We start from the raw sequence: 23,224 nt of genomic DNA, 5'->3' as shown, positions 1-23,224 counted from the left end.
ATCAGCGCTGTTCCGGCTTGCTCACGTCTGCCTCGCGGCGTTCCTCAGCGTCTTCACGCCAGTCGTTCTGCACCTCGTTCTCCATTTTCTGCTCGAGCGTCTTGCTGTTTTGGTTGATGTTTCCCGTGTTGGCGCGCTGATGGTTTTCGCTCATGGCGCTACCTTGCGTGTCGCTCGTTACACCATGGTTGTTATCTTTCATGCCTTCTTGGTTGGCCATCGCGCCGGTTGCAAACAGGCCAGCAAGCAGGGCGGCAGCAATCTCGAATTTTTTCATCGGGCATACTCCGGTAGTTGGAAAGTTTGTGTGTCTCCTCCTTAAATCCGACTGGGTACCCCCAAAAATGTTCGTGGCCAGCCGGCAGGTTCGGTGATGCCAGGGCGCTTGAGAGGTCTAGCTCGGCGGCTGTGTTCGTTTACCTCCGGTCGGTTCAGGTTCGGCGCTTCGCTTGCCCGCTCATCTTCGCGGTAGCTTTCCGGTGCGCTCGATCAGTCATAATGTCGTGCGGCCCGCTTCGTGTCAGAAACCAGTCCAAGTGAAGCGGTGGTTTGTCCAGCCAAGAGTTTCCGACCGTTATCCCGTCCCGAAAAATCATCCATGTCGATTGCGATTGCTTCTATGCCGCGATCGAGATGCGCGACGATCCCAGCCTTGCCAACCGGCCCATTGCCGTTGGCGGCCTGGCTGATCGACGCGGCGTGATCGCGACCTGCAACTACGAGGCCCGAGCCTATGGTGTGCGGTCAGCAATGGCGTCCGGTCACGCTCTGAAGCTCTGTCCAGATCTCTTGATCCTGCGGCCCCGAATGGACGCATACAGGGAGGCCTCCCGGGAGATTCACGGGATTTTCCGCACCTACACCGACCTCATCGAGCCGCTGTCTCTCGACGAGGCGTATCTCGACGTCAGCGGCTGTGAGCATTTTTCGGGCAGCGCGACCCGTATTGCTCAGGATATCCGCCGCCGCGTCTGGCAACAGTTGCGCATCACGGTCTCGGCCGGTGTGGCGCCCAACAAGTTTCTGGCAAAGATCGCCAGCGACTGGAACAAGCCGGACGGCTTGTTCGTGATCACGCCTGATCAGGTGGACGATTTCGTGCTGACGCTGCCGGTGGCCAAGCTTCACGGTGTCGGCCGGGTGACGGCTGAAAAGCTCAAACGCATGGGCATCCAGACCTGCGCGGATCTGCGCAGTTGGAAACGCCTGGAGCTGGTGCGTGAGTTGGGATCATTCGGCGAGCGCCTGTGGGGTTTGGCGCATGGTGTGGATGAGCGAATCGTGCAGGTGGAAAGCCGTCGGCAGTCGGTCAGTGTCGAAAACACCTATGACCAGGACCTGCCCGACCTCGCAGCCTGTCTGGCGCGCTTACCCGAGCTGCTGGATGAGCTGGCTGGACGGATGGCGCGCCTGGACAGCGGTTATCGCCCCGGCAAGCCCTTCGTGAAGCTCAAGTTTCACGATTTCACCCAGACAACCCTCGAACAGGCCGGGGCCGGGTTGCAGCTGGAGGACTACGCCGACCTCTTGGCGGGCGCCTTCGCCCGCGGCAAGCGCCCCGTGCGGCTAATTGGTGTCGGGGTCCGCCTGATCGACCTGCGCAGTGGGTTCGAACAGCTGCGATTGTTTTAATCCAACCATTCGTTGTCTGATTCCATTCGTCAGCTAACCGTCTTTTCGCTGTGATGGTAGTGCTGAACGCAAAAGGGCCGCTCTCTGAGCGGCCCTTGGTGTCGGCTGTAAAAGAGGGAATCCCTGGCCTGCCTGTACCAGGGTCCCCAAAACTGGTTACCTGAGAGTTAGCAGGAGGCGTGCCAGTTTTGCATGGGGCGGCTAGACGACTAACAGGTTGCGCCAGCTTGCGAGCCGGATGCCTGCGAGCGACCCTCCAAACCAGGGCTTTACGCTGGTTCAGCGGGTTCGACGGTGATGGAGATCGGCGCTGCGCGCTTGGCTTCTCTTGCGCGGAAGAGGAGGGCCGTTGCTGCCGTTCAGGCTTTGCGCTTGTTCAAAGTGCGTAAAGCAGCTTGCGTGCCCATCTTTGGCGCAGCTCAGTTCTGCTCCGGCCACACCCGCAGCGGAGCGCCTTCTGCTGGCCAGAAGCGCAGTTGATCGATATTGGAAACATCCCAGCGTTCGATCTGCGCGAGCAATTCCAAAAAGTGCTGTTCCTGCTCCATGATGTGTTCAGCGCACATCCTGCGCGTGCTCCCGATTTCGCTGAAACGCAACTTCTGGCCTTCGAGCCGGTAGTTGGCGAACCAGTGGTTGCAACCGGCGTTGCCATAGGCACGGTCTTCACTAAAGGTCAGCGAGACCGGATTGCGACCGACCACGGGTTCGTCGCCGATCCACTCGGCGATATAGGTGACGTCGTTCTCCAGGGTCAAGGGCGCTACCGAACACCCCATGACGAGCAATGAGACCATGCCCGCCAACATGCCTCTATTCATGCTGGCGCCCTCTGGCAGGCTGGGCAGAGGTGGCGGTTGGCATCGTTTTTCCAGCCCAGTTCGGCGATTCGTGCTTCGGCCGCCGGGGTGCGCGCGGCGTCTCCCTTGGCCGCGTCTACCGCGAACTCGAAATCCAACTGCTTGCCGCAGCCGTCGCAATCGACCTGCCAGTTGATGATCGTCAGTTCCTTGAACACAGGTCCGCTCGCCACGGCCATCCACTGGCCTGGCGGGTTGATCAGGTGGCGAACCTTGTCGACGGTCAGGCGCTGGGAAAGGTCCCGGCTGCCTTTGAGCGTGACGATGAGCACATCGCCCGAGCGTACATTGCCACCGTTGCCGGTGACCTGGTAGCGGCCTGGCGCCAGGGCGCGGCATTCAGTGAGGGTGTGTCCAGGATTGAGTAAGGTGTAGCGGAAATCGTGTTCGGCCATGACTCGCGATCGATCAGAAAGGGGGTGCTTGCGGAGAGCGTAATGCTAGCACGTGAGCGGTCCAATGGGCGGTAGGCACGGCCAGTCCGGCTAGAAGAAGTCGGGTTCAAGCGGTCGATCGGTTACACCGAGCACGGCAGGCAAACCCAAGCGATCAGGCGCAGGACGGGTCAATTGTTCCGTCTAGCTTCTTACCGGAGCAGGGAGGAGCAGTTAGTCGGTTGGTTGGCAGGCTCAGGACATTTCGTGACGTCGGCACTGAACATGGCGCAATGCTCAAAGGCTAAGCATCTGCGCCATGACCGCTGCGATCTAGCCTTTATGGCCGATTCTCATCGAAGGTCTCGTTAAGGAACCGCTTCATGTCGTTCCAGGAGCGCTCAGCGGCGGCTTCGTTGTAAGCCACATCGACACCTTTGTCCTGGAACTTGTCAGCGCCGGGATTGGTGAAACCGTGCTTGGCGCCGGGCAGGTTGACGAATTGATAGTCTGCACCGGCCTTGACCATCTCGGCGCTGAGTGCGGCGACATCTTCTGCGCTTACCATGCTGTCCGCGCTGCCGTGTTCGACCAGCACGCGTGCTTTGACGCTGCCCGGCGCTGCTCGGGTTTCGGTGGCCAGGGCGCCGTGAAAGCTGACGACACCATCCAGCGGGACGCCTTGCCGGGCCATGTCCAGCACAACTTTGCCACCGAAGCAGTAGCCAACGGCTGCGAGTTTGGCGCTGTCGGTTTGGTCTTGCTGCTTGAGAAGATCCAGGCCGGCATTGAAACGGGCCTTGGCGGCATCGGCATCGGCCAGCGCGGCTTTCATGAAGCTCATCGCGTCTTTTGGATGTTCGGTGTTCTTGCCTTCGCCGTACATATCAATAGCCAGTGCGCTGTAGCCGAGTTCGGCCAGATCACGGGCGCGGCTTTTGGCGTAGTCATTGAGGCCCCACCATTCATGGACGACCACAACCCCAGGGCGCTGGCCTTCGAGGGTATCGTCGTAAGCATAATAGCCGACCATCTTGGTGCCGTCGGCAGCGGTGTAAGGTATCTCCTGAGTCTGGATTTCGGCTTGAGCGAAGGCGCTGACAGCCATCAGTGCGCCGAACAGGCGATAACGCATGGTGGACTCCTTGTGGTAGTTGACGTCGAACAGATCCGATTGATAACCGGTGTTCGACTCAGGTGCAACAAGGTTGTTCGTCTCGAGAGGCGGGGGGGAGGCGCGCGTACGCACCGGCGCAGCGATGGGCGAGCACGTACCTGAGCCTTCTCCTGGCTCAGGTACGTCGACAATGCCCAACGTTAGACTGTTAGGTCGACGTTGCTTCGACCTTACCAGCCGGGCACGCCATGCATGTCTGGCAGGCGGTGAGCGATGCCCTTGTGGCAATCGATACAGGTGGCTTCGCCTTTGCCCAGGGCGGTGGAGTGAAATTGCGCTGCGCGCTTGCTCTGGCGGGTGAAATCCATGAACTCGTAGTTGTGGCAGTTACGGCATTCCAGCGAGTCGTTGGCCTTCAGGCGGCGCCACTCGCGTTCGGCCATCTCCCGACGCATGCCAAGGAATTTCTCGCGTGTGTCGATGGTGCCGAAGATCTTGCCCCAGACCTCCTTGGAAGCCTGCATTTTTCGCGCAATCTTGTCAGTCCACTTGTGCGGTACGTGGCAATCCGGGCAGGTTGCCCTGACCCCCGAACGGTTGGTGTAGTGAATGGTGTCTTTGATCTCCATGTACACGTTGTCTCGCATCTCGTGACAGGAAATGCAGAACGCCTCTGTATTGGTCGCCTCCAGGGCGGTGTTGAAACCGCCCCAGAAAATGATGCCCGCAATGAACCCGCCAAGCGTCAACACACCCAGGCTGTAATGCACGCTCGGTCGCCGCAGGACAACCCAGTATCGCTTGAGAAACGACAGTATCGACTTCATCCCGGCGTCCTCACTCTTCGTTCTGCTGGCGTTCGTGATACAGCAGCTCGTCGATGTTCTCGAACTCGTTCTCCACCAGCGGCTTCACGTCGTGCTGGACCACGTGGCACTGCGTGCAGAAGTATCGGCGTGGCGCGACGGCGCCCAGCGTTTGGCTGTCTCGATCAGTGAAGTGGGTGATGCTGATCATCGGTGCCTGGGTCCGTGCGCTGTTTGAGCGGCTGTGGCAAGCCAGGCACTTGTTGCTGTTAGTGTCGACCTGATAGCCGCGAATGGTGTGCGGAATGGTCGGTGGCTGCTCGGGATAGTTTCGCTCGCGTCTGAGGTCCTTGTTTTCCTCGTCCTTCAGCGGTGGCGGGGTGAATTCCTGAGTAATCGTGCCGCCCGGCCGACGCCCGTCCGGCGCAGGCGCGTCGAGCGGGTAGTCCAGTTCTGCGGCCACGGTGAAGCCGACCCCTGCGAGGAGCGTCAATGGCAGTAAACGAAATTTCATGGTGACTCTCCTCAGGCGATGCTGACCACTTCGATCTTCACGGCACATTTCTTGAAATCGGTCTGCTTGGAGATTGGGTCGGTCGCGTCGAGGGTGACCTTGTTGATGAGTTTGTTTGCATCGAAGAACGGCACGAAGATCAGGCCCTTCGGCGGTTTGTTGCGTCCGCGGGTTTCGATACGCGCCTGCATTTCGCCACGACGGCTGATCACCTTCACCACGCTGCCGCGACGCGCCTTGAGCTCTCTTGCATCCTCCGGGTGCATGTAAACCAGTGCATCGGGAACTGCCTTGTGCAGTTCATCGACACGTTGGGTCATGCTTCCGGTGTGCCAGTGTTCAAGGACGCGGCCGGTGCTGAGCCAGAACGGATATTCCTCGTCCGGCATTTCTGCCGGTACTTCGTAGGGCAGGGCGAAGATAATCGCCTTCTTGTCCGGATAGCCGTAGAACTGGACGCCGGTGCCCTTCTCGACGTAGGGGTCGTACCCCTCACGATAACGCCAGCGGGTTTCCTTGCCGTCCACAACCGGCCAACGCAGGCCGCGCTCTTGGTGGTACACATCGAAGTCGGCAAGGTCGTGGCCGTGGCCGCGTCCGAACTGGGCATACTCTTCGAACAGGCCTTTCTGCACATAAAAGCCGTACGCTTCCGACTCTTGGTTGCGGTAACCCTCTTCGATATCGGTTGTCGGGAAGCGGTCGACCTGACCGTTCTTGAACAATACCTCGAACAGCGTTTTGCCCTTGAGCTCTGGGGCTTTCGCCAGCAAGTCGGCGGGCCAGACCTCGTCGGTAGTGAAGCGCTTGGAAAATTCCATCAACTGCCAGAGATCGGAACGTGCTTCGCCGGGCGGGCTGACGAGCTGGTGCCAGACATGGGTGCGGCGCTCGGCGTTACCGTATGCGCCTTCCTTCTCGACCCACATTGCGGCGGGAAGAATCAGGTCCGCAGCTTGTGCGGAGACGGTCGGGTAAACATCGGAGACGACAACGAAGGTTTCCGGGTTGCGCCAGCCAGGCAGCACCTCCTGCATGATGTTCGGGCCGGCCTGCATGTTGTTGGTGGCCTGGGTCCAGTAGACCTTCAGGTTGCCATCCTTCAGTTCCCGGCTTTGCTGCACGGCATGGAAGCCGGGCTTTTCCTGAATGGTGCCTTCCGGCAGCTTCCAAATCTTTTCGGTTATGGCGCGGTGTTTCGGGTTGGTAACCACCATGTCGGCTGGCAGGCGATGAGAGAATGTGCCGACTTCCCGGGCGGTACCACAAGCGGAGGGCTGGCCGGTGAGCGAGAAGGGGCTGTTGCCAGGCTCGCTAATCTTCCCGGTCAGTAGGTGTATGTTGTAGATCATGTTGTTCGCCCAGACACCTCGCGTGTGCTGGTTGAAACCCATGGTCCAGAACGACATGACTTTCGTCTTCGGATCAGCGTAGAGCTCGGCGAGCATCTTCAAACGGTCTGCTGGTACACCTGATTCGCGCGCGGCGTGCTCCAGTGTGTAGGGCTTCAGGAACTCCGCATAGTCGTCGAAGCTGATGTCTGTCCAGCCGCCCGCCGTGGCGGCGTTTTCAGCTTTGAGCTCGCGAGGGTCGGTTGGACGCAGGCCGTAACCGATGTTGGCCGCGCCCTTGGCAAATTTGGTGTGCTTCTTGATGAAGTCTTGGTTCACCGCGCCACTTTGAATGATGTGGTTGGCGATGTAGTTGAGGATCACCAGGTCAGTCTGGGGGGTGAACACCATCGGGATATCGGCCAAGTCGAAGCTGCGGTGCTCAAACGTCGACATCACCGCGACTTTCACATGCGGAGCGCTTAGGCGGCGGTCTGTCACTCGCGTCCAGAGCACCGGGTGCATCTCGGCCATGTTCGAGCCCCACAGCACGAAAGCATCGGCCGCTTCGATGTCGTCATAGCAACCCATCGGCTCATCCATGCCGAATGTACGCATGAAGCCCACGGCGGCCGATGCCATGCAGTGGCGAGCGTTCGGGTCGAGGCTGTTGGAGCGCAAGCCAGCTTTCATCAGCTTGTTGGCGGCATAGCCCTCCCAAACGGTCCATTGACCGGACCCGAACATGCCGATGGAGGTCGGGCCGTGGTCCCGCAGGGCAGCCTTGTATTTCTCTTCCATGACATCGAATGCTTGCTCCCAGCTCACCGGCTGGAACTCGCCTTGCTTGTCGTACTTGCCATTCTTCATTCGAAGCAACGGCTGGGTCAGGCGGTCGGTGCCGTACATGATCTTCGACAAGAAGTAGCCTTTGACGCAATTGATGCCGCGGTTGACCTCGGCTTTCACGTCGCCGTGGGTAGCCACGACACGATCACCGGAAGTAGCGACCATCACGCCGCAACCCGTCCCGCAGAAGCGGCAGGGCGCCTTGCTCCATTTCAAATGGGTATCTTGCGGATCGGTGAGCAAGTTGCTGGCGCTGGTTGCGATAGGCATGCCCGCCACGGATGCAGCGATAGCCGCTGCGTTGGCCTTGGCAAATTGGCGACGAGTGAGGCTCATTCGGGCTCTCCTTCGGTGGTGAGGAGTTCGTGGTAGATCAGGGCGGCGTTCAGCACGCCTGGCAATTGCTGGATGTGGCTGATGGTGTCCAGGATGCGGCTTTCATGTTCGGCTTCGAGCACCACAACGACTTTCCCGGCAGCGCTTTCCTGATGCAGTTCGAGATCGGGTAGCAGCTGCAAATTTCTTTTCACTGCCTCAAGCAATTCCGGGCGGCAATGGACGAGCAGACTCGCAATGTGCAAGGCAATGTTCATATTTCTGGTGCTCCGCCAGCATCGACTGATGCGGCTTGAGGGGGGAGTTCGAGCAACGGCTGCCCTAGGCGTAGGGCCTAGCCAGGTGGGCCGGGAGGGCCGAACAAGACCAGTTGACTGATCCAGACGGTGAAGCCGTAAGCGGCGACCAATGCAACGCTCAACAGGGGAAACAGGAACACCAGCAAGAACACCAAAAGGCGCGTTTCCTGTGGTTTGCCAATAGGGCTGGGATCGGTGTCGTTTACCACTTCAGTCACCTTGCTTGTCCTGCTGCTGTGCCGGCAGTCTAGGTAACGAGGTGTGACGAATCAAAGGCATTCGTCTACAAAGCATAGGGTTATTAGCCCTAATTTAATGTTTCTTGATTTCGCTCAAGCGAAGTCGATTAAGTTGCGACAATCCGCCCAACGGAATCGAGACAAGCTATCGATACGCACCACTAGCCCCAGGCTTATCGTCATATGGAAGCCTGGGTTGGGGCGGGTTACGGAGCCCTATGCTAGGCTGCGCGCTTTTTTCGTTCCTGACGGTAGTCGTTTGGTATAAGCATGGTTCCGGACTCACCCCCATCCGAGCATTTCAAGCGCGGCACTTCGATCTATCGTCGCGCCACGCTGGCGCTGTTCTGCGCCGGTTTCGCGACCTTCGCCATGCTCTACTGCGTGCAGCCACTGCTGCCGCTGCTGGCCTCTCACTTTTCGGTCGCTGCAGCCACCAGCAGCCTTGCGTTGTCGTTAACGACTCTGTCGCTGGCGCTCTGTCTGCTGCTGGCAGGTGGCCTGGCCGAGAGCTGGGGGCGCAAGCACGTCATGGGCTCGGCGCTGTTGTTGGCGAGCGTCCTTGGCCTTGTTTGCTCGATGGTCGAGTCCTGGACGCTGTTGCTTGTATTGCGGGCCTTGCTGGGGCTTGCGCTCAGTGGACTGCCGGCGTTGGCGATGGCGTATGTGGGGGAGGAGTTCGATCCCGAATCGTTGCCAGCAGCGATGGGGCTGTACATCGGCGGAACCGCACTGGGTGGGCTCTTGGGCAGGCTGTTATCAGGCTTGCTCAGCGACATCGGTGGTTGGCAGTTGGCGCTGGGCGGAATCGCTGCCCTGGGGCTGGTTGCCTTGGTTGCGTTCGTCTGGCTGCTCCCACCGTCGCGTCATTTCAAGGCACAACCGCTCACGTTGCGCGGGCTGATGGGAAACTTCGCAGAGCATCTGGGCAATCCGATCCTGCGTAACCTATTCCTGCAGGCGTTTTTGCTGATGGGAGGTTTCGTTGCCTTGTTCAACTACATCGGCTTTCGCCTGGCTGGGCCACCTTTTGGCCTGTCTTCGACCACCATAGGACTGCTCTTTACGGTCTATCTGGCTGGGATATTCAGTGCCGGTTGGGCAGGGCGGCTGGTCCCGCGACTGGGTGCGAGAAACGTACTGCAGGGTGGCGTGGGGCTGATGCTGGTTGGCGTGGGGCTGTGTTCGACGCCCTGGCTGCTCAGCATCGTGCTCGGGCTGGGACTGTTCACACTCGGCTTCTTTGCCGCTCACGCAGTGGCCAGCGGTCAGGTGGGTGTGCATGCCAAAGGGGCCAAGGCACAGGCGTCGGCCTTGTATCTGTGCGCTTATTACCTTGGCTCAAGCGTGGTGGGCTACGTTGCTGGTTACGTGTGGGAGCACCTGGGCTGGCTGCCCTTGATCGCGGTACTCGCCGCTCTATTCGTGATTGCCGCCTGGCGCGCCGGACGCCTCTAGCAAGGGGCGCTACTGGATCAGTCGACGCGTTGTTCGCCGCTGAACACCAATGTAGCTCGGCAGCTCCGGCAAAAGTATCGACGCCCTTTGCGCACCAAAGCATGGCGCTGTGCAGTGAACGGAAAGTCTTGGTCCGGGCAGGCGCAGCGATAGATAAAGCTGTTGGTCTGGCGCCGGGTGATTTCGTAGGTATGACAGCGATCCGGCGTCAGCTCATATACGCCGCGCATGATCAGTTGCCATTCTTCGCCATGAGGCCGAATCAGGCCGCCAAACATCTGATGAGCGACCAGGTGGGCCACTTCATGGGCCACGGTCTGCTTGAGAAAGTGCTCGCGGTTTTCCTGATACAGCTGAGGGTTGAAGCGCAGCAGATTCTGGTTCAGGTGGGCGACACCTGCTTTCTGACCGCGAAGCTTGAAGCTGATCTGTGGACGTTCGAAGCCTCGCTTGAAGAAATCCTCGGCCAGCTGGTAGCAGGTTTCGACACGGGCCTTAAGTCGCTCGGGCATCGGGAACTCCGGTTGCAGAGCGCGGCATTATGTCAAAGCGGGCCGAGGTGTTCGAGTCGATTCACTCATTGGGGCGTTCGTTGAAACGCCGCTCGTTATCCAGACCTCCTGGCTCTTCCTGCGGGCGGTTTTCTTCGAAGCCATAGCTCTGGTTTTGCTCGACGTTTCGCTCGTAGTTCGGCTGGAGGAACTGCGACCAGAACAAAATCATGGACACCAGGATCGTTACCATCACCAGCAACGCCACAGCCCAGATCGAACTGGCGTACAGAAAGCTCTGCGAACTGCGTTGGCGCATGAACGCCGGCAGGCCGGTGAATAACAGATAAGTCGAATAGATACCCGCAATCAGCAGGACCAGCGCGGCAAACCAGCGATTTGGATACAGCCCCGTCACACCGGCGAGCAAGAAGGGCGTGATTACATACGCGACGAAGCCGATGCACTGATTGATGTTCGGCCTCACGTCGAACGCGCGTGCCATCCAGCGGACAAAGAAACCCATGATCACGGTGCCGGCGATGATGGTGAGGTACAGCAGCAAGCAGAGTTGCAACGCACTGCTGAAGTTGAGCCGCACCCGTTCCGCCTCTACCAGGCTCCATCCCACGAACGTGACACCGATGAACAGACACACAGCTGGAACAAGTGCCAGCAATAGCAGGTGCATAAGATAGTGAAGACTGTGGGCGTCTTCCTTTTGACGAATAGTTTCCCAGGCTCGGTCGGGGCGGGTGAATAAGCTGATGAATTCTGGCGTCATGGGGCCTCCTAATGCCGGTGCTTGAGCGCAGCGCTTGCTGGTATAGACGCTCAAGCGCGACAGGGATTCAAAACCACGATGCCGCAGGCAAAAGCGGGCCGACGCGGAGGCCACCGCGTCGGCCCGTTTCGAGGCTCGATCTAGCGAACGTAGATCGGTCCTACTCCCATGCCCCACATGATCACCGATAGCGCCAGAATGGCTACCAGGACGACCAGGCCGACGGCTAACACTGAGCTTGAGAACAGGAAACCCTCATCCGAGGGGATGCTCATGAACGTGGGCAAGCCGACATAGAGCAGATACGTCGTATAACAGATGGCTGCAGTGCCGACGATCATGCCGAGCCAGATATGAGGATAGAGTGCGGCTAGGCCCCCAACGAACAGCGGCGTAGCCGTGTAGGCGGCGAACACGACGCACTGCACGAGCGTCGGGTTGGCGTCGTAGGTGCGCGACATCCAATGGATGAATCCGCCCATGACCGCCACGCCTGCGAGCATCGCCAGGTAGGAGAGTATGGTCAGTGGCAGTGCGCTGCCTTCGGTGAGCTTGACCGCTTCGCCACCACCGATACTCCAGCCGACCTGGGTCGTCCCGATGAATGCCGAAATGGCAGGAATCGCCGCGAGTGCTGCCACTTCTCCAAGGTGGAGGCGGCCCACCCTGCGTTCCTCTCCTGTAATTTCCTGCCATTCTTGGCCCGGGTGCGCAAAGAGTCCCCAAACGTGATTGATCATGCCAGCGTCTCCTCAGTTTTGGAGGGTCGCTTCGCCTGGCGTTCCGTCGGTTGGACGGGCGTGCGACCTTAAGTCGCAGTATAGGGAGGCAGCGGCACGGCGCATCAGGGTGATTAGAGTAATTGGGAGCTAGTGTCTCAACGGTAATAGCGCTGCAGAATTTCCATCGCCAGATTGATTGACTGGATGCGAGTCGTACTGCCGCCACGGTCGGGATGATGAATGCTCACTAGCTGCCGATACCGGCGCTTGATCGCCTGCAAGCTGAGCGTTCGCTCTTCCTGATCAAGCTCGAACAGCTCCAGAGCCGCACGTTTTTGCTCCGGGTCCCAATTATCGTTCGGTGCGTGGGCATACTCGCCACGCATCCGAGCCCAGAAACTCGCCAGCAAACGTTCCACTTCTGCCTCGTCGGTATCTCGAAGGTTCGTCATGTCGAGGTAGTAATCGCGCAGCGGGTCCTTTTCGACAATGCCGCTGACCCCCGGTACGTAGGGTTGCAGCTGCACACATAACGGAGAAATCTGCACGGTGTGGGTCATCTCGCCCCAGAGTTGATCTCGCAAGCGGTACAGGGCGTTGAAGACAAGGAAATGGGTGCGGAACAGAACCAGCTTGTCGAGCAGCGGCAGGTTGGGGATGTGCGTGCTATGGCGGGCCTTGAGCTGCTGGATCAATGCGTATTCGCTACAGCCCTCGGGCTGCTCGCGCAGCATCACGAATATCTGCTCGGCCAAGTCCATTTCGGGTTCGAGATCGTCATTCATACCGGCAAGCCTAGCATAGCGCCAGCATCATGAAAGGCTGGATGGATGGGCTGGGGTGCAAGCACCGTTTACGCGTAAAATGCGCGCCTTTCGCATTTCACCGGACTCCTGACATGGGCAATCTCTCGGTCAACCAGAACAAACTGCAGAAGCGACTGCGCCGCCTTGCCGGCGAGGCGGTCACCGATTTCAACATGATCGAGGATGGCGATAAGGTCATGGTCTGCCTGTCCGGCGGCAAGGACAGCTATACGATGCTTGACGTACTGCTGTACCTGCAGAAGGTCGCACCGATCAAATTCGAAATCGTTGCCGTGAACATGGATCAGAAACAGCCAGGTTTTCCAGAGCACGTACTTCCCGAGTATTTGAAAGCCATCGGTGTCGAGTACCACATCGTCGAGAAGGACACCTACTCGGTGGTCAAAGAAAAGATCCCGGAAGGCAAGACCACCTGTTCGCTGTGCTCGCGTTTGCGTCGCGGCACGCTTTACACCTTCGCTGATGAAATCGGCGCGACCAAAATGGCGCTGGGACACCATCGCGACGACATTCTCGAAACGTTTTTCCTCAACATGTTCTACGGCGGCACCCTCAAAGCCATGCCGCCCAAGCTGCTTTCAGATGACGGCCGCAACGTGGTGATTCGCCCGTTGGCCTATTGCAGCGAGGCGGATATCGAAGCCTATGCGGTCATGAAGGAATTCCCGATCATCCCGTGCAACCTCTGCGGATCGCAGGAAAACCTGCAGCGCCAGGTCGTCAAGGAAATGTTGCAGGAGTGGGAGCGCAAATCGCCGGGCCGCGTGGAGATCATGTTCCGTGCTCTGCAGAATGTGGTGCCGTCACAACTGGCTGACCGTAACCTTTTCGACTTCACCAGCTTGCGTATCGATAACGACGCGACGCCGCGCTTCCTGGATGTGATGAGCCTGTAATCCTCCGAGGGCTGGTGGGCTGACGCGGAAAGGCGCCGGTCCACTCCGCTGCGACGGCCGGCTCCGGCTTTACCGTTTATAAACCACGTACCACGTCGGTGTGCCTTTGTTGGGTGTCTAAACGACTGAAGCTATCGCCTCGATGCGGTAATTGGTTGTTGCTGGCGCCCGGCGCGCTGCGGTAAGGTTCGGTCAACTAACGGAGTCAATCATGTCGTACAGCCTCGATCTTCATGCCCTCGCGAGAACCGGTGCCCAGCGCGCCAAGTTGTTGCGTGCGTCGTTGATCGCTGCTGCTGATTATTACTTCTATGGGTATTGGTTTAGCCAAAGGCGCGCCTGATACCCCACAGGCGGCCTAGCAAGCAGGGTCGCCACCAGACAGTTTTCGAACCCCCGGTCGGCCACCCGACCGGGGGTTTTTCTTTTTTGGCCTGAGAAGGCTCGCATACCGAGGGCAGCACCATGTACAACCACAGCACCGCTTACCGCACCTACCGCTATGACTGGCGATTTAGCCGCTTCCCTGCAGCCGCATCCAAACACTTAGACCGAACACATCGCTAGCGCCGGCGCGGCCATAGACGCCGCGTCGGCCAAAGGACCGCCAGTCATGAATGCACCTCTCAACGCCTCCGCTACAACCTGCAACCCTGCTTCCGCTCTGCCCAGACGTAGCGCCCATCCGCTACCGAGCCCCGCTTTATTGCGCCAGCGCCTGCCTCTCTGCGCATCGCTTGCCGAGCGTGTCAGAGACGATCGGCAAGCCATTCGCGCCGTACTCAACGGTGGCGACCCGCGCCTGCTCGTGGTGGTGGGTCCCTGTTCACTGCACGATCCAGCCTCGGCGCTGGAGTTCGCTGAGCGCTTGGCTGAGTTGTCTCCCCAGGTCAGCGATCAACTGCTGCTGGTGATGCGTGCCTACGTTGAAAAACCGCGTACAACGGTCGGTTGGAAGGGGCTGGTTTACGATCCGCATCTTGACGGCAGCGGTGACATGGCCGAAGGGTTGCACGTATCGCGTCGGTTGATGCTGGATATATTGTCGCGCGGTCTGCCGATCGCTACCGAGCTCCTCCAGCCTTTGGCGGTGGGCTACTTCGATGATCTATTGGGCTGGGCAGCAATCGGAGCGCGGACCAGCGAATCACAGATTCATCGCGAGATGGTCAGCGGGCTCGATCTGCCGGTGGGTTTCAAGAACGGCACCGATGGCAGTTTCGGCATCGCGTGCGATGCAATGCGGTCAGCGGCACACCCGCATCAGCACTTTGGTATCGATGACCTGGGGCATTCAGCGCTGCTAAGCACCAGCGGTAATCCTGACACCCATCTGGTGTTGAGAGGCGGGCACGTCGGGCCGAACTACGACGAGAGCAGCGTTGCCCAGGCTCGGGAAACGCTGCTGCGACAGGGTCTTGCCGCGCGCATCATGGTCGATTGCAGCCATGCAAACAGCGGCAAAAATCCACTGCGCCAGCCTGCGGTGCTGCAGAGCGTGATCAGTCAGCGACTGGCCGGCGACACCTGTTTGCGCGGTGTGATGCTTGAAAGTCACCTATTCGAGGGTTGCCAGGCGCTGACCGGCGATCTGCGCTATGGCGTATCCATTACTGACAGCTGTCTTGGCTGGAACTCCACGGAGCAGATGCTGCTGCTCGCGGCGGAAACGCTGCGCAGCTGAAGCTTGCTGGCCCGGCCGCGACGGTCGGGCTTGCGACGGCAGTTTGCCAAGGGCACCCTGTGCCGCTCGTTTCGATTGATGATTCAGGACCTGCATGCGCGACTACCAATGGCTGCACGAATACTGCCTAAATCGTTTCGGTTCGGCGGCTGCACTTGAGAGCCGGCTACCACGTCCCAGCAGTCCCGATCAGCTTCGTGCCATCCCGGATGACCGCTACCTTTCTCTGATCAGCCTCAGAATCTTCCGGGCGGGGCTCAAGCACAGCCTGGTCGACGCCAAGTGGCCCGTATTCGAAGAAGTATTCTTCCGTTTCGATCCGGAAAAGGTGGTGCTGATGGGCGGGGAGCATATCGAGCGGCTGATGCAGGACGCGCGCATCATTCGCCACTTGGGCAAGCTCAAGAGCGTGCCACGCAATGCGCAGTTCGTGCTCGATGTGGCGAAGGAGAAGGGGAGATTCGGCAACCTGATCGCTGACTGGCCGGTAACGGATATCGTCGGCCTATGGCGTTACTTGTCAAAACAGGGTTGTCAGCTCGGCGGGCTATCGGCGCCACGTTTGCTGCGCATGGCGGGCAAGGACACCTTTATTCCCAGCAACGATGTTGTCGCTGCGCTCAAGGCGCAGAAGGTGGTTGACAAAGTCCCGAGCAGCCAGCGCGATCAGGCCGTTGTCCAGGCGCTATTCAATGATTGGCATGGCCAGAGCGGCCGTCCGATGTGTCAGCTTTCCGCAATGCTTGCTTTCACGGTGAACCACTGAACGCGGTCGCATCAAGGCCGACAATCATAGTTAGCCATACGAATCTTGGCGCTGAGGTAGCGAAGGAGGACATATGAACGAGCCGATGATGCGAGTTGCTGATGCGTTGTGCCGGGCTGACCGAGTGCTGGTTATCACCGGTGCTGGGCTTTCGGCGGACTCGGGGCTGCCTACTTATCGAGGCGTTGGCGGTTTGTACAACCGCCCTACCGAAGATGGGGTGCCAATCGAGACAGCATTGTCGGGACCCATGTTGCGCGTCGATCCTGCGCTGTGCTGGAAGTATCTAGCGGAAATTGACCGTGCCTGTGTTGCAGCTGAGCCCAACAGTGCGCATCGGGCTATTGCTGAGTTGCAGCGACACAAGCCAGGCTGCTGGGTATTGACGCAGAACATCGACGGTTTTCACCAAGCGGCAGGAAGCCCCCCCGAGCGGCTAATCGAGATTCACGGCACTCTTTCTCCGCTGTTCTGCATGGGGTGCGGTCGCGCAAGCGAGGATCGATTTGAGTATCTTTCGCGACCTTTACCGCCGCGCTGTGATGCATGCGGCGGCGTGATGCGGCCATCGGTCGTGCTGTTTGAAGAAATGTTGCCGGAGTCGGCGCTGCACAGGTTGCGAGCTCAACTAACACAAGGCTTTGACGCTGCGATCGCCATCGGCACATCGGCTAGCTTCGGCTACATCGTCGAGCCAATCCAGAGGGTGCGCCAGGCCGGCGGGTTCACAGCACAAATCGACCCCGCTGCCGGAGAGTTGTCGCTGTTGGTCGATGTTCATATTGCCGAGGGCGCGTCAGACGTTTTGCCGCAGCTAATCCGTCACATTTTTCCTAATTGAATTTGCCCATCAATCAATCAGGAGGCATAGTCTCGGCACTTTCGGCTTCTGACATGACTGTGCCATGCACAAGCGCCTCGCATCCTTGTTGCCTTTCGCTTTGGTTTCGCTGCTGACCGCTTGCGCCTCGCAGCCGGAGCAGGCGGAAACGCCACACCCGCTACAGGGCTTTCAGTTCGACCTTCGCACCGATTCAGTCGAACTGGATGGTGAACCCCAGCTGACCACTGACGAGCCGAGCGAGCAGCCGTTTCGATCGCTCGCGGACGGCCAGAGTTATGAACTACCCGCGCTGGCAGATAGCGTCGTCGAGCGTGGCTTCACACTGGTTGGTACCCCGTACCGCTACGGTGGCAACTCCACGAAAACAGGATTCGACTGCAGTGGCTTTGTCAGTTTCCTGTTCCGCAAGGAAGCCGGCATCGAGCTGCCACGCTCGACCCACGAAATGATCAATCTGGATGCACCGAAGATCCAACGCAGCGATCTCGAGCCTGGGGATGTCCTGTTCTTCAACAATCGCGGCCGCGGGCGTGTCAGTCACGCGGGTATCTATATTGGCGACGACCAGTTCATCCATTCCTCAAGCAGCCGTAGCGGCGGTGTGCGTGTGGATAGCTTGGATGACAAATACTGGCGCTCCAGCTTCATGCAAGCCAAGCGTGTCTTGGCTCTCGCTCACAACTCAAGTGCCAGACATCAGTGAATGTCGAAATAGCCCGGCGCTGGGCTTGCATCCAATAGCGCATGCCGGCAGAGTGATGGCTCATATGTCTGGACTGCTTTGCCATGCCTCTTCTGGCTCGATCCACAGCCATACTGCTGGCCGCCCTGGTGCTCGCCGCTTGTTCCAGCCCAGCGCCAGTCCAGCCTGTGGTCGTCGCGCCTTCGCCATCGCCCCAACAGTTTCCTGGCGCAGCCGAGGAAGTGCTCTTCACAGCTCTGGGGCTGGTCGGTACACCGTATCGCTACGGCGGTAACACTCCCGAAGGTGGCTTCGATTGCAGTGGGCTGATCAATTATGTCTACCGAGGCGCGGCCGGTGTCGCTTTGCCGCGTACGACTCGGGAGATGAACGCCATGCGAGGCGCGTCCATAAAGCGTGATGCGCTGAAAGCGGGCGATCTTCTGTTCTTCGCCACGAGCGGCGGTCGCCGTGTCAGTCACGCAGCCATCTATGTGGGCGAAGGGCGTTTCGTCCATGCGCCCTCGACCGGCGGAACGGTGCGCCTGGACAGCCTTTCGAATACTTACTGGCAGAAAAACTACCTCAGCGCCAAACGCGTACTCGACAATGAGCGTCTCGCTCAAAACCCGTAACGGATGCATGCTGGCTAGAGCCGCCCCTGGCAGGAGCTATCGATACCTCCTCTATACCCAGCCCCATCTTTCGGCGGGGGCGCTGCGACTGGAGCCGTTGGATGAAGCCTCTCCTGCGTTTGCCCGATCCGCCTGAAGCCTGCGAACTCTGCCGGCGGCAGGCGCCGCTGACCCGGCACCATCTGATTCCCAAGGCGTTGCACGGCAAGAGCTATGTGCGAAAACGCTTCGGGCGAGAAGAGCGGATCACCGCAACACTCTGGGTCTGTCGGCCTTGCCACAATCAGATTCATCGCCTGTTCAGCGAGAAGGAGCTGGCGCTCAATTTCAATAACCGCGACGCTTTGTTGGCCGATCCTCGCCTGCAAACGTTCGTCGACTGGCTGTCGACCAAGCCGGCCGGGTTCGTGCCTCGTCACTAGTTTTAACGAGACGTAGCTAATCCGGCGGAATAATTCGAAATACTCTCCGGTTTGACATTTGTCAGGTGTCGGATTGTCGCAGTTTAGCTATGATCGGCGCCCCAACTTCTCGGGTGCGCGCCCGCGCACATACCGTCCCTCCTTATGCGTTAGGTGTCCCATGGCTGAAATACTTCAGTACGTGCTGATCGGTCTTGCCGTGGCCGCTCTGCTCGGTGTCGTTCTGGAAGAATTAACCCACATCAACAAAGCGAAGGTCACGTTGTTCTTCGGAACCTTGGCCTGGATGCTGTTATTCGTATTTTCGCCACAGGGCGCGGAGCGAGATCTGGTACTGGCCAGTCTCAACGAGAACATCGCGGAGATCGCCGGGTTGTGGATCTTCCTTGTGGCTGCGATGACATTCGTCGCCTATCTGAACAAGAAGGGCCTCATTGAGAACCTGATTTATCTTGTACTGCCCAGCCGGATAAGCGAGCGGGCATTGATGTTTCTTACTGCCACGTTCTGCTTCGTGTTCTCGTCGCTGGCAGACAACATCACCGCGACGCTGGTGTCCATCACCCTGATCATGTCGCTTAAGCTCAGCGCCGAAAAAACGATCAAATATGCGGCGCTGGTGGTTTTTGCCGTCAACTCGGGTGGGGTGGCGCTGATTACCGGTGACGTAACCACGCTGATGATCTTTCTTGCCGGAAAAGTGCAGATTGTTCAGTTACTGCTGTTAGCGCTTCCCGCGTTCCTGGCAGTCATGCTTCTCGCAGCGATGCTTTCGTTCGGCATGAGCGGGCAGGTCGTGGTGGAAAGCCATCGCACCGATGTTCGTCGGGTCGACATTGCCATTGCGCTGATATTCCTCGGCACAATCCTGTCCACCATCGTGGGCAACTTCTTCTTCCAGATTCCGCCCGTTCTGACTTTCCTGACCGGTCTGTCGATCATGTTCCTGGTGGCTCGATTCTTCAGCGATGACATTGAAACCGATCCGATTCTGGAGTACGTCCGTCAGGTCGAGTTCGAAACCTTACTGTTTTTCCTCGGGATCCTGCTGCTGGTTGGCATGCTCAAGGAAATCCATGTGCTGGACGGGCTGGTACGTATATACGATCAGGTCCCTGCAGTTGGCGCCAACTATCTGATGGGTCTCTTGTCTGCCGCGATCGACAACGTACCCCTGACGGCTGCGCTGCTCAAATCCGGACTCGAGATGGGTATTGCCGAGTGGATGGTGCTGACCTATGCCGTAGGCGTTGGTGGTTCGCTGCTCGTCATCGGCTCTGCTGCGGGTATCGTCGCCATGAGCAAGGTGCCGGGGCTGACTTTTGGCAGCTATCTAAGGTACAGCCTCTATCTGTTCGTTGCCTTCAACCTAGGCTTCGCCGGGGTGTATCTGATCGGTCTGGCGGTGGCAGGCGCGTTGGGCTGAGTCGCGAAGGCAGGCGGCACCCTATGCCCTGGGGTGCCGCCGCGCTTACCAATGAAGGTTGAAGTGCGATCCGAGCACGAACTGGTCATCGAGCAGATCCCAGCGCTCGACACAGACCTTCTTGTCGGCACCAGGGTGCAGCTTCATACGATTGAACGAATTCGGCGACGTGCCGCGTACGCGTGACGAGAGCGTGGTCCCCGCCTGAACCATCCAGATCTCACGCGAGAGCTCGGTGTACTGCTTGGACAAGGGCAGCACATAGGGCAGATGGATGTGGCCGCCCATCACCAGGTCCAATCCATCATCGGCCCAGCGGTGCAAGGCGGTCTCTGCGTTGTGTTGCAGGTTGCTCAGGTCGCTCAGCACCATCGCGCCAAATGGCTGATGAGCCACAACGATACGTACCTTGTCGGGATCGCTCTGCTTGAGTCTTCGCGAAACGGCTTCAACCTGTTCGTCCGTCACCAGCCCATCCTTGTGCCTTCTTGGGTGGGTGGTGTTGAGGCCGATCACCAGAACCTCGTCGTTCTCGAAAGTCGGCTCGAGGTCGTTGCCAAAGTGGCGCCGATAGTTGCGGTAGGGCATCAGAAAGCGAGCGAACACGTTATACAGCGGGATGTCATGATTACCCGGTATGACGAGCGCTTCCGGGATGCCGTGGCCGTGCAGGCGCTGGACGAACGCTTGGGCGTCGGCGAATTGTCCGGCCTTGGCGCGCTGCGTGATATCGCCTGAAAATATCAGCAGATCCGCGCCGTGCTCGCGCACGTGCTCCTCCATTGCGTGCACGACGGCGGCTTGCTCAGTACCGAAGTGGGTGTCGGAAATCTGCACGATGCTGGTCATTGGCGGTTGTCTTCTCGTCTGGATGGCTGAGTGACGGGCATTGTTACATTCGAAGCCGATCAGCGGTGGGCGTTCCGGTAAATCGCGAGCAAAGGCTTCGAAAGCTGTTGCCGCTTTGGTCGTGATCGCTTTCGGTTGCGCTGTGCTGGGCCTTGAACTACCCTCCGCGCTGCTTCAGGTGCCCCTGGCATACAGCCAGCTGGGTGAAACAGGGAAGCCGGTTCATTCGATGAAGACTCCGGCGCTGCCCCCGCAACGGTAGGTGAGACAGGGTACCGCTGATTGCCACTGTGCCAAAGGCATGGGAAGGCTGCGGCCCGGGATGCAAGACATCCGCTCGCAAGCCCGGAGACCGGCCTGTCGCATTCCACGGCAGTGCGGCGGGCGCTGATCGGGGTGCGGCTGCTTGCCCCCGCGCTCCTTTCTCAACCTCCGTATTGCCCTTATCGACTGATGTCGTGCGGCGGGCACGACGGAGACCTGACCTTGATCTGCAAGACCTTCAACACCTCAGCGGCGTGTCTGCTGCTTGGTTATGCTTCGCTTTCCCATGCCCAGGCGGTCCAGCCGCTGAGCCTCGATGAAGAGGTGGTCACGGCCACGCGTACCGAGCAGATGCTCAGCCCTATCGCCTCCACAAGCGTCATCACTCGCGAACAGATTGTACGCAGCCAGATTCGAAGCGTTCCCGAGCTGTTGCGTGGCCTCGCCGGCGTCAACATCGCTTCCAATGGCGGCCGCGGCAAAACGTCTGCTGTTTATGTGCGAGGGACCAGCAGCCAGCATCTGTTGGTTCTGGTCGACGGGGTGAAGATCGGTTCGGCTACATCAGGCGGCGCATCGCTGGAGAACATTCCAGTCGAGCAGATCGAGCGTATCGAATTGGTCCGCGGCCCGCGCTCCAGCCTGTACGGCTCGGAAGCGGTGAGTGGGGTCATGCAGATCTTCACTCGGCGAGGCGAAGGTGCCGGATTCAAACCTTATTTCTCCACGGGCGCGGGCAGCCGTTCCAGCTTTGACGGGACCGCTGGCATTTCCGGGAGTCAGGGTGCCGGGTGGTTCAATCTCGGCGTGGCGAGTGCTTCCACTGACGGCATCAACTCGCGGGCTTACCGGCCCGCGGCGCCACGCGCTTACGAACCCGATGCCGATGGCTATCGCGAGTTATCAGGCGCATTGCGTGGTGGTTATCGCCTCGACAACGGGCTGCAACTGGACGGCAGTTGGCTGTATGTCGATACACACAGCGACTACGACTCCCGATCCACTTCAGGCGCAACTGGCCGCTTCGCCTACAGCGACGGTAGTCAGCAGGTCATCAGCGCAAGGGCACGGTTCACGCCGCTCGATCCTTGGCTGGTAACGCTGCAGGCCGGCCACAGCGAAGACAACACAGATAACTTCCGCGACGGTCGCTTCTATTCACGTTTCGACACCAAGCGCGACTCCTTCGGTTGGCAGAACGACTTCGACGTGGCCGACGATCAGCTGCTCACCCTTGGATTCGACTATCAGGAAGACCGCATCGACGTCACGGACGACTATGCAGTAAACGCACGCGACAACAAGGGCGCCTACCTGCAGTATCAGGGCCGCTTCGGCCGTCATGGCGTGTTGGCTGGCCTGCGCCGGGATAACAACGAGCAGTTCGGTAACCATGACACTGGCAATCTCGGTTGGAGTTACGATCTGCGAGATAATCTCGTGTTGAGCGCGTCCTATGGCACCGCCTTCAAAGCGCCCACTTTTAACGACCTCTACGCGCCGGACACGGGGTTCACGGCTGGCAATCCCGACCTGGAGCCGGAAGAGTCGCAAAGCTATGAGCTGGGCCTGAAGGGCGAGCAATCGTGGGGTGGGTGGAGCCTCAACGCATTCGAGAACCAGATCGAAGAAATGATCATCTGGGCGGGCAACAGCCCCATGCAGCCGCAAAATGTCCAGGTTGCGCGTATCCGCGGTATCGAAGGCGTCGTCGAAACTGAGCTCATGGGCTGGGATGTCGTCACATCGATGACCTTCCTCGATCCGCAGGACCGCAGCAAGGCCAATCACGGGAATCTACTGCCACGGCGCGCCAAACGTTCGCTCAATGTCGGGCTGGACCGCGCCATCGGCCGTTTTGCTGTCGGCACTACGCTATACGCAGCCAGCGAGCGCTTTGACAAACCCAGCAATACCGAAGCCGAGCGCTTACCGGGCTACACGCTGGTAGACCTGCGCGGGGAATACCGGCTTGATAATGCCTGGCGACTGCAAGCGAAGCTGAGCAACCTGTTCGACCGCAATTACGAAACCGCTCAAACCTATGAACAGCCTGGTCGGGCGATCCATTTCACGGTTCGCTACCAAGCCCTTTGATGTCCCTTCGCCCAAGGAGA

At 59.2% G+C, this 23,224-nt stretch carries 26 protein-coding genes and 1 riboswitch; of the genes, 12 read left to right on the top strand and 14 right to left on the bottom strand.

Translation table 11 applies throughout. The annotated features are described in order from the left end of the window. Position 1: 1 nt before the first annotated feature. A complete protein-coding gene (locus JQR87_RS12830) occupies positions 2-277 on the bottom strand; it encodes a hypothetical protein (RefSeq protein ID WP_407296565.1) in 276 nt (91 codons plus the stop codon). 356 nt (positions 278-633) lie between these two features. On the opposite strand from JQR87_RS12830, the gene dinB reads away from it, so the two are divergent. Further along, the gene (dinB, locus tag JQR87_RS12825; RefSeq protein WP_407297709.1) at positions 634-1,632 is read left to right on the top strand and encodes a DNA polymerase IV; all 999 of its coding nucleotides are present in this window, start codon (positions 634-636) and stop codon (positions 1,630-1,632) included. Positions 1,633-2,051: 419 nt separating this feature from the next. Here the strand turns inward: dinB and JQR87_RS12820 are convergent, their stop codons facing one another. From JQR87_RS12820 to JQR87_RS12785, 8 genes are all read right to left on the bottom strand, one after another. Then, the gene (locus JQR87_RS12820) at positions 2,052-2,453 is read right to left on the bottom strand and encodes an META domain-containing protein (RefSeq protein ID WP_407296567.1); all 402 of its coding nucleotides are present in this window, start codon (positions 2,451-2,453) and stop codon (positions 2,052-2,054) included. Then, on the bottom strand, positions 2,450-2,887 hold the full coding sequence (locus JQR87_RS12815) for a hypothetical protein (RefSeq protein ID WP_407296569.1): 438 nt from the start codon (positions 2,885-2,887) through the stop codon (positions 2,450-2,452). Before JQR87_RS12815 ends, JQR87_RS12820 begins: the two co-directional genes overlap by 4 nt. 319 nt (positions 2,888-3,206) lie before the next feature. Continuing rightward, positions 3,207-4,001 carry a dienelactone hydrolase family protein gene (locus JQR87_RS12810; protein WP_407296571.1) on the bottom strand — a complete coding sequence of 265 codons (795 nt, stop codon included), beginning with the start codon at positions 3,999-4,001 and terminating at the stop codon, positions 3,207-3,209. Positions 4,002-4,213: 212 nt separating this feature from the next. Beyond that, entirely contained in the window at positions 4,214-4,810 is a 597-nt protein-coding gene (locus JQR87_RS12805; RefSeq protein ID WP_407296573.1) for a cytochrome c3 family protein, read from the bottom strand. A 10-nt stretch (positions 4,811-4,820) separates the two neighbouring features. Further along, a complete protein-coding gene (locus tag JQR87_RS12800) occupies positions 4,821-5,303 on the bottom strand; it encodes a nitrate reductase cytochrome c-type subunit (protein ID WP_407296576.1) in 483 nt (160 codons plus the stop codon). Positions 5,304-5,314: 11 nt separating this feature from the next. Then, positions 5,315-7,819: a nitrate reductase catalytic subunit NapA gene (gene napA / locus JQR87_RS12795; protein WP_407296579.1), complete on the bottom strand. Its 2,505-nt coding sequence runs from the start codon at positions 7,817-7,819 to the stop codon at positions 5,315-5,317. Further along, positions 7,816-8,076 carry a chaperone NapD gene (locus tag JQR87_RS12790; RefSeq protein ID WP_407296580.1) on the bottom strand — a complete coding sequence of 87 codons (261 nt, stop codon included), beginning with the start codon at positions 8,074-8,076 and terminating at the stop codon, positions 7,816-7,818. The genes napA and JQR87_RS12790 overlap by 4 nt, the downstream gene beginning before the upstream one ends. A 77-nt stretch (positions 8,077-8,153) precedes the next feature. Continuing rightward, positions 8,154-8,327 carry a nitrate reductase gene (locus tag JQR87_RS12785; RefSeq protein ID WP_407297711.1) on the bottom strand — a complete coding sequence of 58 codons (174 nt, stop codon included), beginning with the start codon at positions 8,325-8,327 and terminating at the stop codon, positions 8,154-8,156. Positions 8,328-8,627: 300 nt separating this feature from the next. On the opposite strand from JQR87_RS12785, the gene JQR87_RS12780 reads away from it, so the two are divergent. Continuing rightward, complete coding sequence (locus JQR87_RS12780) at positions 8,628-9,815, top strand: MFS transporter (RefSeq protein WP_407296583.1); 1,188 nt, start codon at positions 8,628-8,630, stop codon at positions 9,813-9,815. 17 nt (positions 9,816-9,832) lie between these two features. Here JQR87_RS12780 and JQR87_RS12775 read toward each other — a convergent pair whose 3' ends face one another. The 4 genes from JQR87_RS12775 to JQR87_RS12760 form a co-directional block, all read right to left on the bottom strand. After that, positions 9,833-10,327 (bottom strand): SprT family zinc-dependent metalloprotease, encoded by a 495-nt coding sequence (locus JQR87_RS12775; RefSeq protein WP_407296585.1) that lies wholly within the window; start codon positions 10,325-10,327, stop codon positions 9,833-9,835. A 61-nt stretch (positions 10,328-10,388) separates the two neighbouring features. Beyond that, positions 10,389-11,090: a Yip1 family protein gene (locus JQR87_RS12770; RefSeq protein WP_407296588.1), complete on the bottom strand. Its 702-nt coding sequence runs from the start codon at positions 11,088-11,090 to the stop codon at positions 10,389-10,391. A 140-nt stretch (positions 11,091-11,230) separates the two neighbouring features. After that, complete coding sequence (locus tag JQR87_RS12765) at positions 11,231-11,830, bottom strand: Yip1 family protein (protein ID WP_407296590.1); 600 nt, start codon at positions 11,828-11,830, stop codon at positions 11,231-11,233. Positions 11,831-11,967: 137 nt separating this feature from the next. Next, the gene (locus JQR87_RS12760) at positions 11,968-12,597 is read right to left on the bottom strand and encodes a DNA-J related domain-containing protein (RefSeq protein ID WP_407296593.1); all 630 of its coding nucleotides are present in this window, start codon (positions 12,595-12,597) and stop codon (positions 11,968-11,970) included. Positions 12,598-12,710: 113 nt separating this feature from the next. Here JQR87_RS12760 and ttcA point away from each other — a divergent pair, with 113 nt between their 5' ends. From ttcA to nhaD, 9 genes are all read left to right on the top strand, one after another. Next, the gene (gene ttcA, locus JQR87_RS12755; RefSeq protein WP_407296596.1) at positions 12,711-13,535 is read left to right on the top strand and encodes a tRNA 2-thiocytidine(32) synthetase TtcA; all 825 of its coding nucleotides are present in this window, start codon (positions 12,711-12,713) and stop codon (positions 13,533-13,535) included. Between the two features lie 211 nt (positions 13,536-13,746). Further along, complete coding sequence (locus JQR87_RS12750; RefSeq protein ID WP_407296598.1) at positions 13,747-13,878, top strand: hypothetical protein; 132 nt, start codon at positions 13,747-13,749, stop codon at positions 13,876-13,878. 270 nt (positions 13,879-14,148) lie between these two features. Next, entirely contained in the window at positions 14,149-15,219 is a 1,071-nt protein-coding gene (locus JQR87_RS12745; protein WP_407296600.1) for a 3-deoxy-7-phosphoheptulonate synthase, read from the top strand. 94 nt (positions 15,220-15,313) lie between these two features. After that, a complete protein-coding gene (locus JQR87_RS12740) occupies positions 15,314-15,985 on the top strand; it encodes a DNA-3-methyladenine glycosylase I (RefSeq protein WP_407296602.1) in 672 nt (223 codons plus the stop codon). 73 nt (positions 15,986-16,058) lie between these two features. Further along, a complete protein-coding gene (locus JQR87_RS12735) occupies positions 16,059-16,826 on the top strand; it encodes an NAD-dependent protein deacylase (RefSeq protein ID WP_407296606.1) in 768 nt (255 codons plus the stop codon). A gap of 64 nt (positions 16,827-16,890) precedes the next feature. Further along, a complete protein-coding gene (locus JQR87_RS12730; RefSeq protein ID WP_407296608.1) occupies positions 16,891-17,532 on the top strand; it encodes a C40 family peptidase in 642 nt (213 codons plus the stop codon). A gap of 83 nt (positions 17,533-17,615) precedes the next feature. After that, positions 17,616-18,146: a C40 family peptidase gene (locus JQR87_RS12725; protein WP_407296610.1), complete on the top strand. Its 531-nt coding sequence runs from the start codon at positions 17,616-17,618 to the stop codon at positions 18,144-18,146. A 101-nt stretch (positions 18,147-18,247) separates the two neighbouring features. Beyond that, positions 18,248-18,568 carry a hypothetical protein gene (locus JQR87_RS12720; protein ID WP_407296613.1) on the top strand — a complete coding sequence of 107 codons (321 nt, stop codon included), beginning with the start codon at positions 18,248-18,250 and terminating at the stop codon, positions 18,566-18,568. A 160-nt stretch (positions 18,569-18,728) separates the two neighbouring features. Continuing rightward, positions 18,729-19,994 (top strand): sodium:proton antiporter NhaD, encoded by a 1,266-nt coding sequence (gene nhaD / locus JQR87_RS12715; protein ID WP_407296615.1) that lies wholly within the window; start codon positions 18,729-18,731, stop codon positions 19,992-19,994. A gap of 45 nt (positions 19,995-20,039) precedes the next feature. Here nhaD and JQR87_RS12710 read toward each other — a convergent pair whose 3' ends face one another. Beyond that, the gene (locus tag JQR87_RS12710) at positions 20,040-20,843 is read right to left on the bottom strand and encodes a metallophosphoesterase family protein (RefSeq protein ID WP_407296617.1); all 804 of its coding nucleotides are present in this window, start codon (positions 20,841-20,843) and stop codon (positions 20,040-20,042) included. Positions 20,844-21,002: 159 nt separating this feature from the next. Next, positions 21,003-21,218: riboswitch (cobalamin riboswitch) on the top strand. 114 nt (positions 21,219-21,332) lie between these two features. Between JQR87_RS12710 and btuB the strand changes: the two genes are divergently transcribed. Beyond that, positions 21,333-23,204, top strand: coding sequence for a TonB-dependent vitamin B12 receptor (btuB, locus tag JQR87_RS12705; RefSeq protein ID WP_407297713.1), 1,872 nt, complete (start codon positions 21,333-21,335; stop codon positions 23,202-23,204). Positions 23,205-23,224: the final 20 nt, after the last annotated feature.

The sequence above is a fragment of the Stutzerimonas stutzeri genome, from assembly GCF_051028275.1.
Lineage (GTDB): Bacteria > Pseudomonadota > Gammaproteobacteria > Pseudomonadales > Pseudomonadaceae > Stutzerimonas > Stutzerimonas stutzeri_AS.
Note: the sequence above shows the minus strand (reverse complement) of the source record. Positions and strands in the feature narration are given on the sequence as shown.

Excerpts from the sequence above, each read along its gene's own strand:
- JQR87_RS12830 (WP_407296565.1), bottom strand. The coding sequence starts at position 277 with ATGAAAAAATTCGAGATTGCTGCCGCCCTGCTTGCTGGCCTGTTTGCA.
- dinB (WP_407297709.1), top strand. The coding sequence starts at position 634 with ATGCGCGACGATCCCAGCCTTGCCAACCGGCCCATTGCCGTTGGCGGC.
- JQR87_RS12820 (WP_407296567.1), bottom strand. The coding sequence starts at position 2,453 with ATGAATAGAGGCATGTTGGCGGGCATGGTCTCATTGCTCGTCATGGGG.
- JQR87_RS12815 (WP_407296569.1), bottom strand. The coding sequence starts at position 2,887 with ATGGCCGAACACGATTTCCGCTACACCTTACTCAATCCTGGACACACC.
- JQR87_RS12810 (WP_407296571.1), bottom strand. The coding sequence starts at position 4,001 with ATGCGTTATCGCCTGTTCGGCGCACTGATGGCTGTCAGCGCCTTCGCT.
- JQR87_RS12805 (WP_407296573.1), bottom strand. The coding sequence starts at position 4,810 with ATGAAGTCGATACTGTCGTTTCTCAAGCGATACTGGGTTGTCCTGCGG.
- JQR87_RS12800 (WP_407296576.1), bottom strand. The coding sequence starts at position 5,303 with ATGAAATTTCGTTTACTGCCATTGACGCTCCTCGCAGGGGTCGGCTTC.
- napA (WP_407296579.1), bottom strand. The coding sequence starts at position 7,819 with ATGAGCCTCACTCGTCGCCAATTTGCCAAGGCCAACGCAGCGGCTATC.
- JQR87_RS12790 (WP_407296580.1), bottom strand. The coding sequence starts at position 8,076 with ATGAACATTGCCTTGCACATTGCGAGTCTGCTCGTCCATTGCCGCCCG.
- JQR87_RS12780 (WP_407296583.1), top strand. The coding sequence starts at position 8,628 with ATGGTTCCGGACTCACCCCCATCCGAGCATTTCAAGCGCGGCACTTCG.
- JQR87_RS12775 (WP_407296585.1), bottom strand. The coding sequence starts at position 10,327 with ATGCCCGAGCGACTTAAGGCCCGTGTCGAAACCTGCTACCAGCTGGCC.
- JQR87_RS12770 (WP_407296588.1), bottom strand. The coding sequence starts at position 11,090 with ATGACGCCAGAATTCATCAGCTTATTCACCCGCCCCGACCGAGCCTGG.
- JQR87_RS12765 (WP_407296590.1), bottom strand. The coding sequence starts at position 11,830 with ATGATCAATCACGTTTGGGGACTCTTTGCGCACCCGGGCCAAGAATGG.
- JQR87_RS12760 (WP_407296593.1), bottom strand. The coding sequence starts at position 12,597 with ATGAATGACGATCTCGAACCCGAAATGGACTTGGCCGAGCAGATATTC.
- ttcA (WP_407296596.1), top strand. The coding sequence starts at position 12,711 with ATGGGCAATCTCTCGGTCAACCAGAACAAACTGCAGAAGCGACTGCGC.
- JQR87_RS12750 (WP_407296598.1), top strand. The coding sequence starts at position 13,747 with ATGTCGTACAGCCTCGATCTTCATGCCCTCGCGAGAACCGGTGCCCAG.
- JQR87_RS12745 (WP_407296600.1), top strand. The coding sequence starts at position 14,149 with ATGAATGCACCTCTCAACGCCTCCGCTACAACCTGCAACCCTGCTTCC.
- JQR87_RS12740 (WP_407296602.1), top strand. The coding sequence starts at position 15,314 with ATGCGCGACTACCAATGGCTGCACGAATACTGCCTAAATCGTTTCGGT.
- JQR87_RS12735 (WP_407296606.1), top strand. The coding sequence starts at position 16,059 with ATGAACGAGCCGATGATGCGAGTTGCTGATGCGTTGTGCCGGGCTGAC.
- JQR87_RS12730 (WP_407296608.1), top strand. The coding sequence starts at position 16,891 with ATGCACAAGCGCCTCGCATCCTTGTTGCCTTTCGCTTTGGTTTCGCTG.
- JQR87_RS12725 (WP_407296610.1), top strand. The coding sequence starts at position 17,616 with ATGCCTCTTCTGGCTCGATCCACAGCCATACTGCTGGCCGCCCTGGTG.
- JQR87_RS12720 (WP_407296613.1), top strand. The coding sequence starts at position 18,248 with ATGAAGCCTCTCCTGCGTTTGCCCGATCCGCCTGAAGCCTGCGAACTC.
- nhaD (WP_407296615.1), top strand. The coding sequence starts at position 18,729 with ATGGCTGAAATACTTCAGTACGTGCTGATCGGTCTTGCCGTGGCCGCT.
- JQR87_RS12710 (WP_407296617.1), bottom strand. The coding sequence starts at position 20,843 with ATGACCAGCATCGTGCAGATTTCCGACACCCACTTCGGTACTGAGCAA.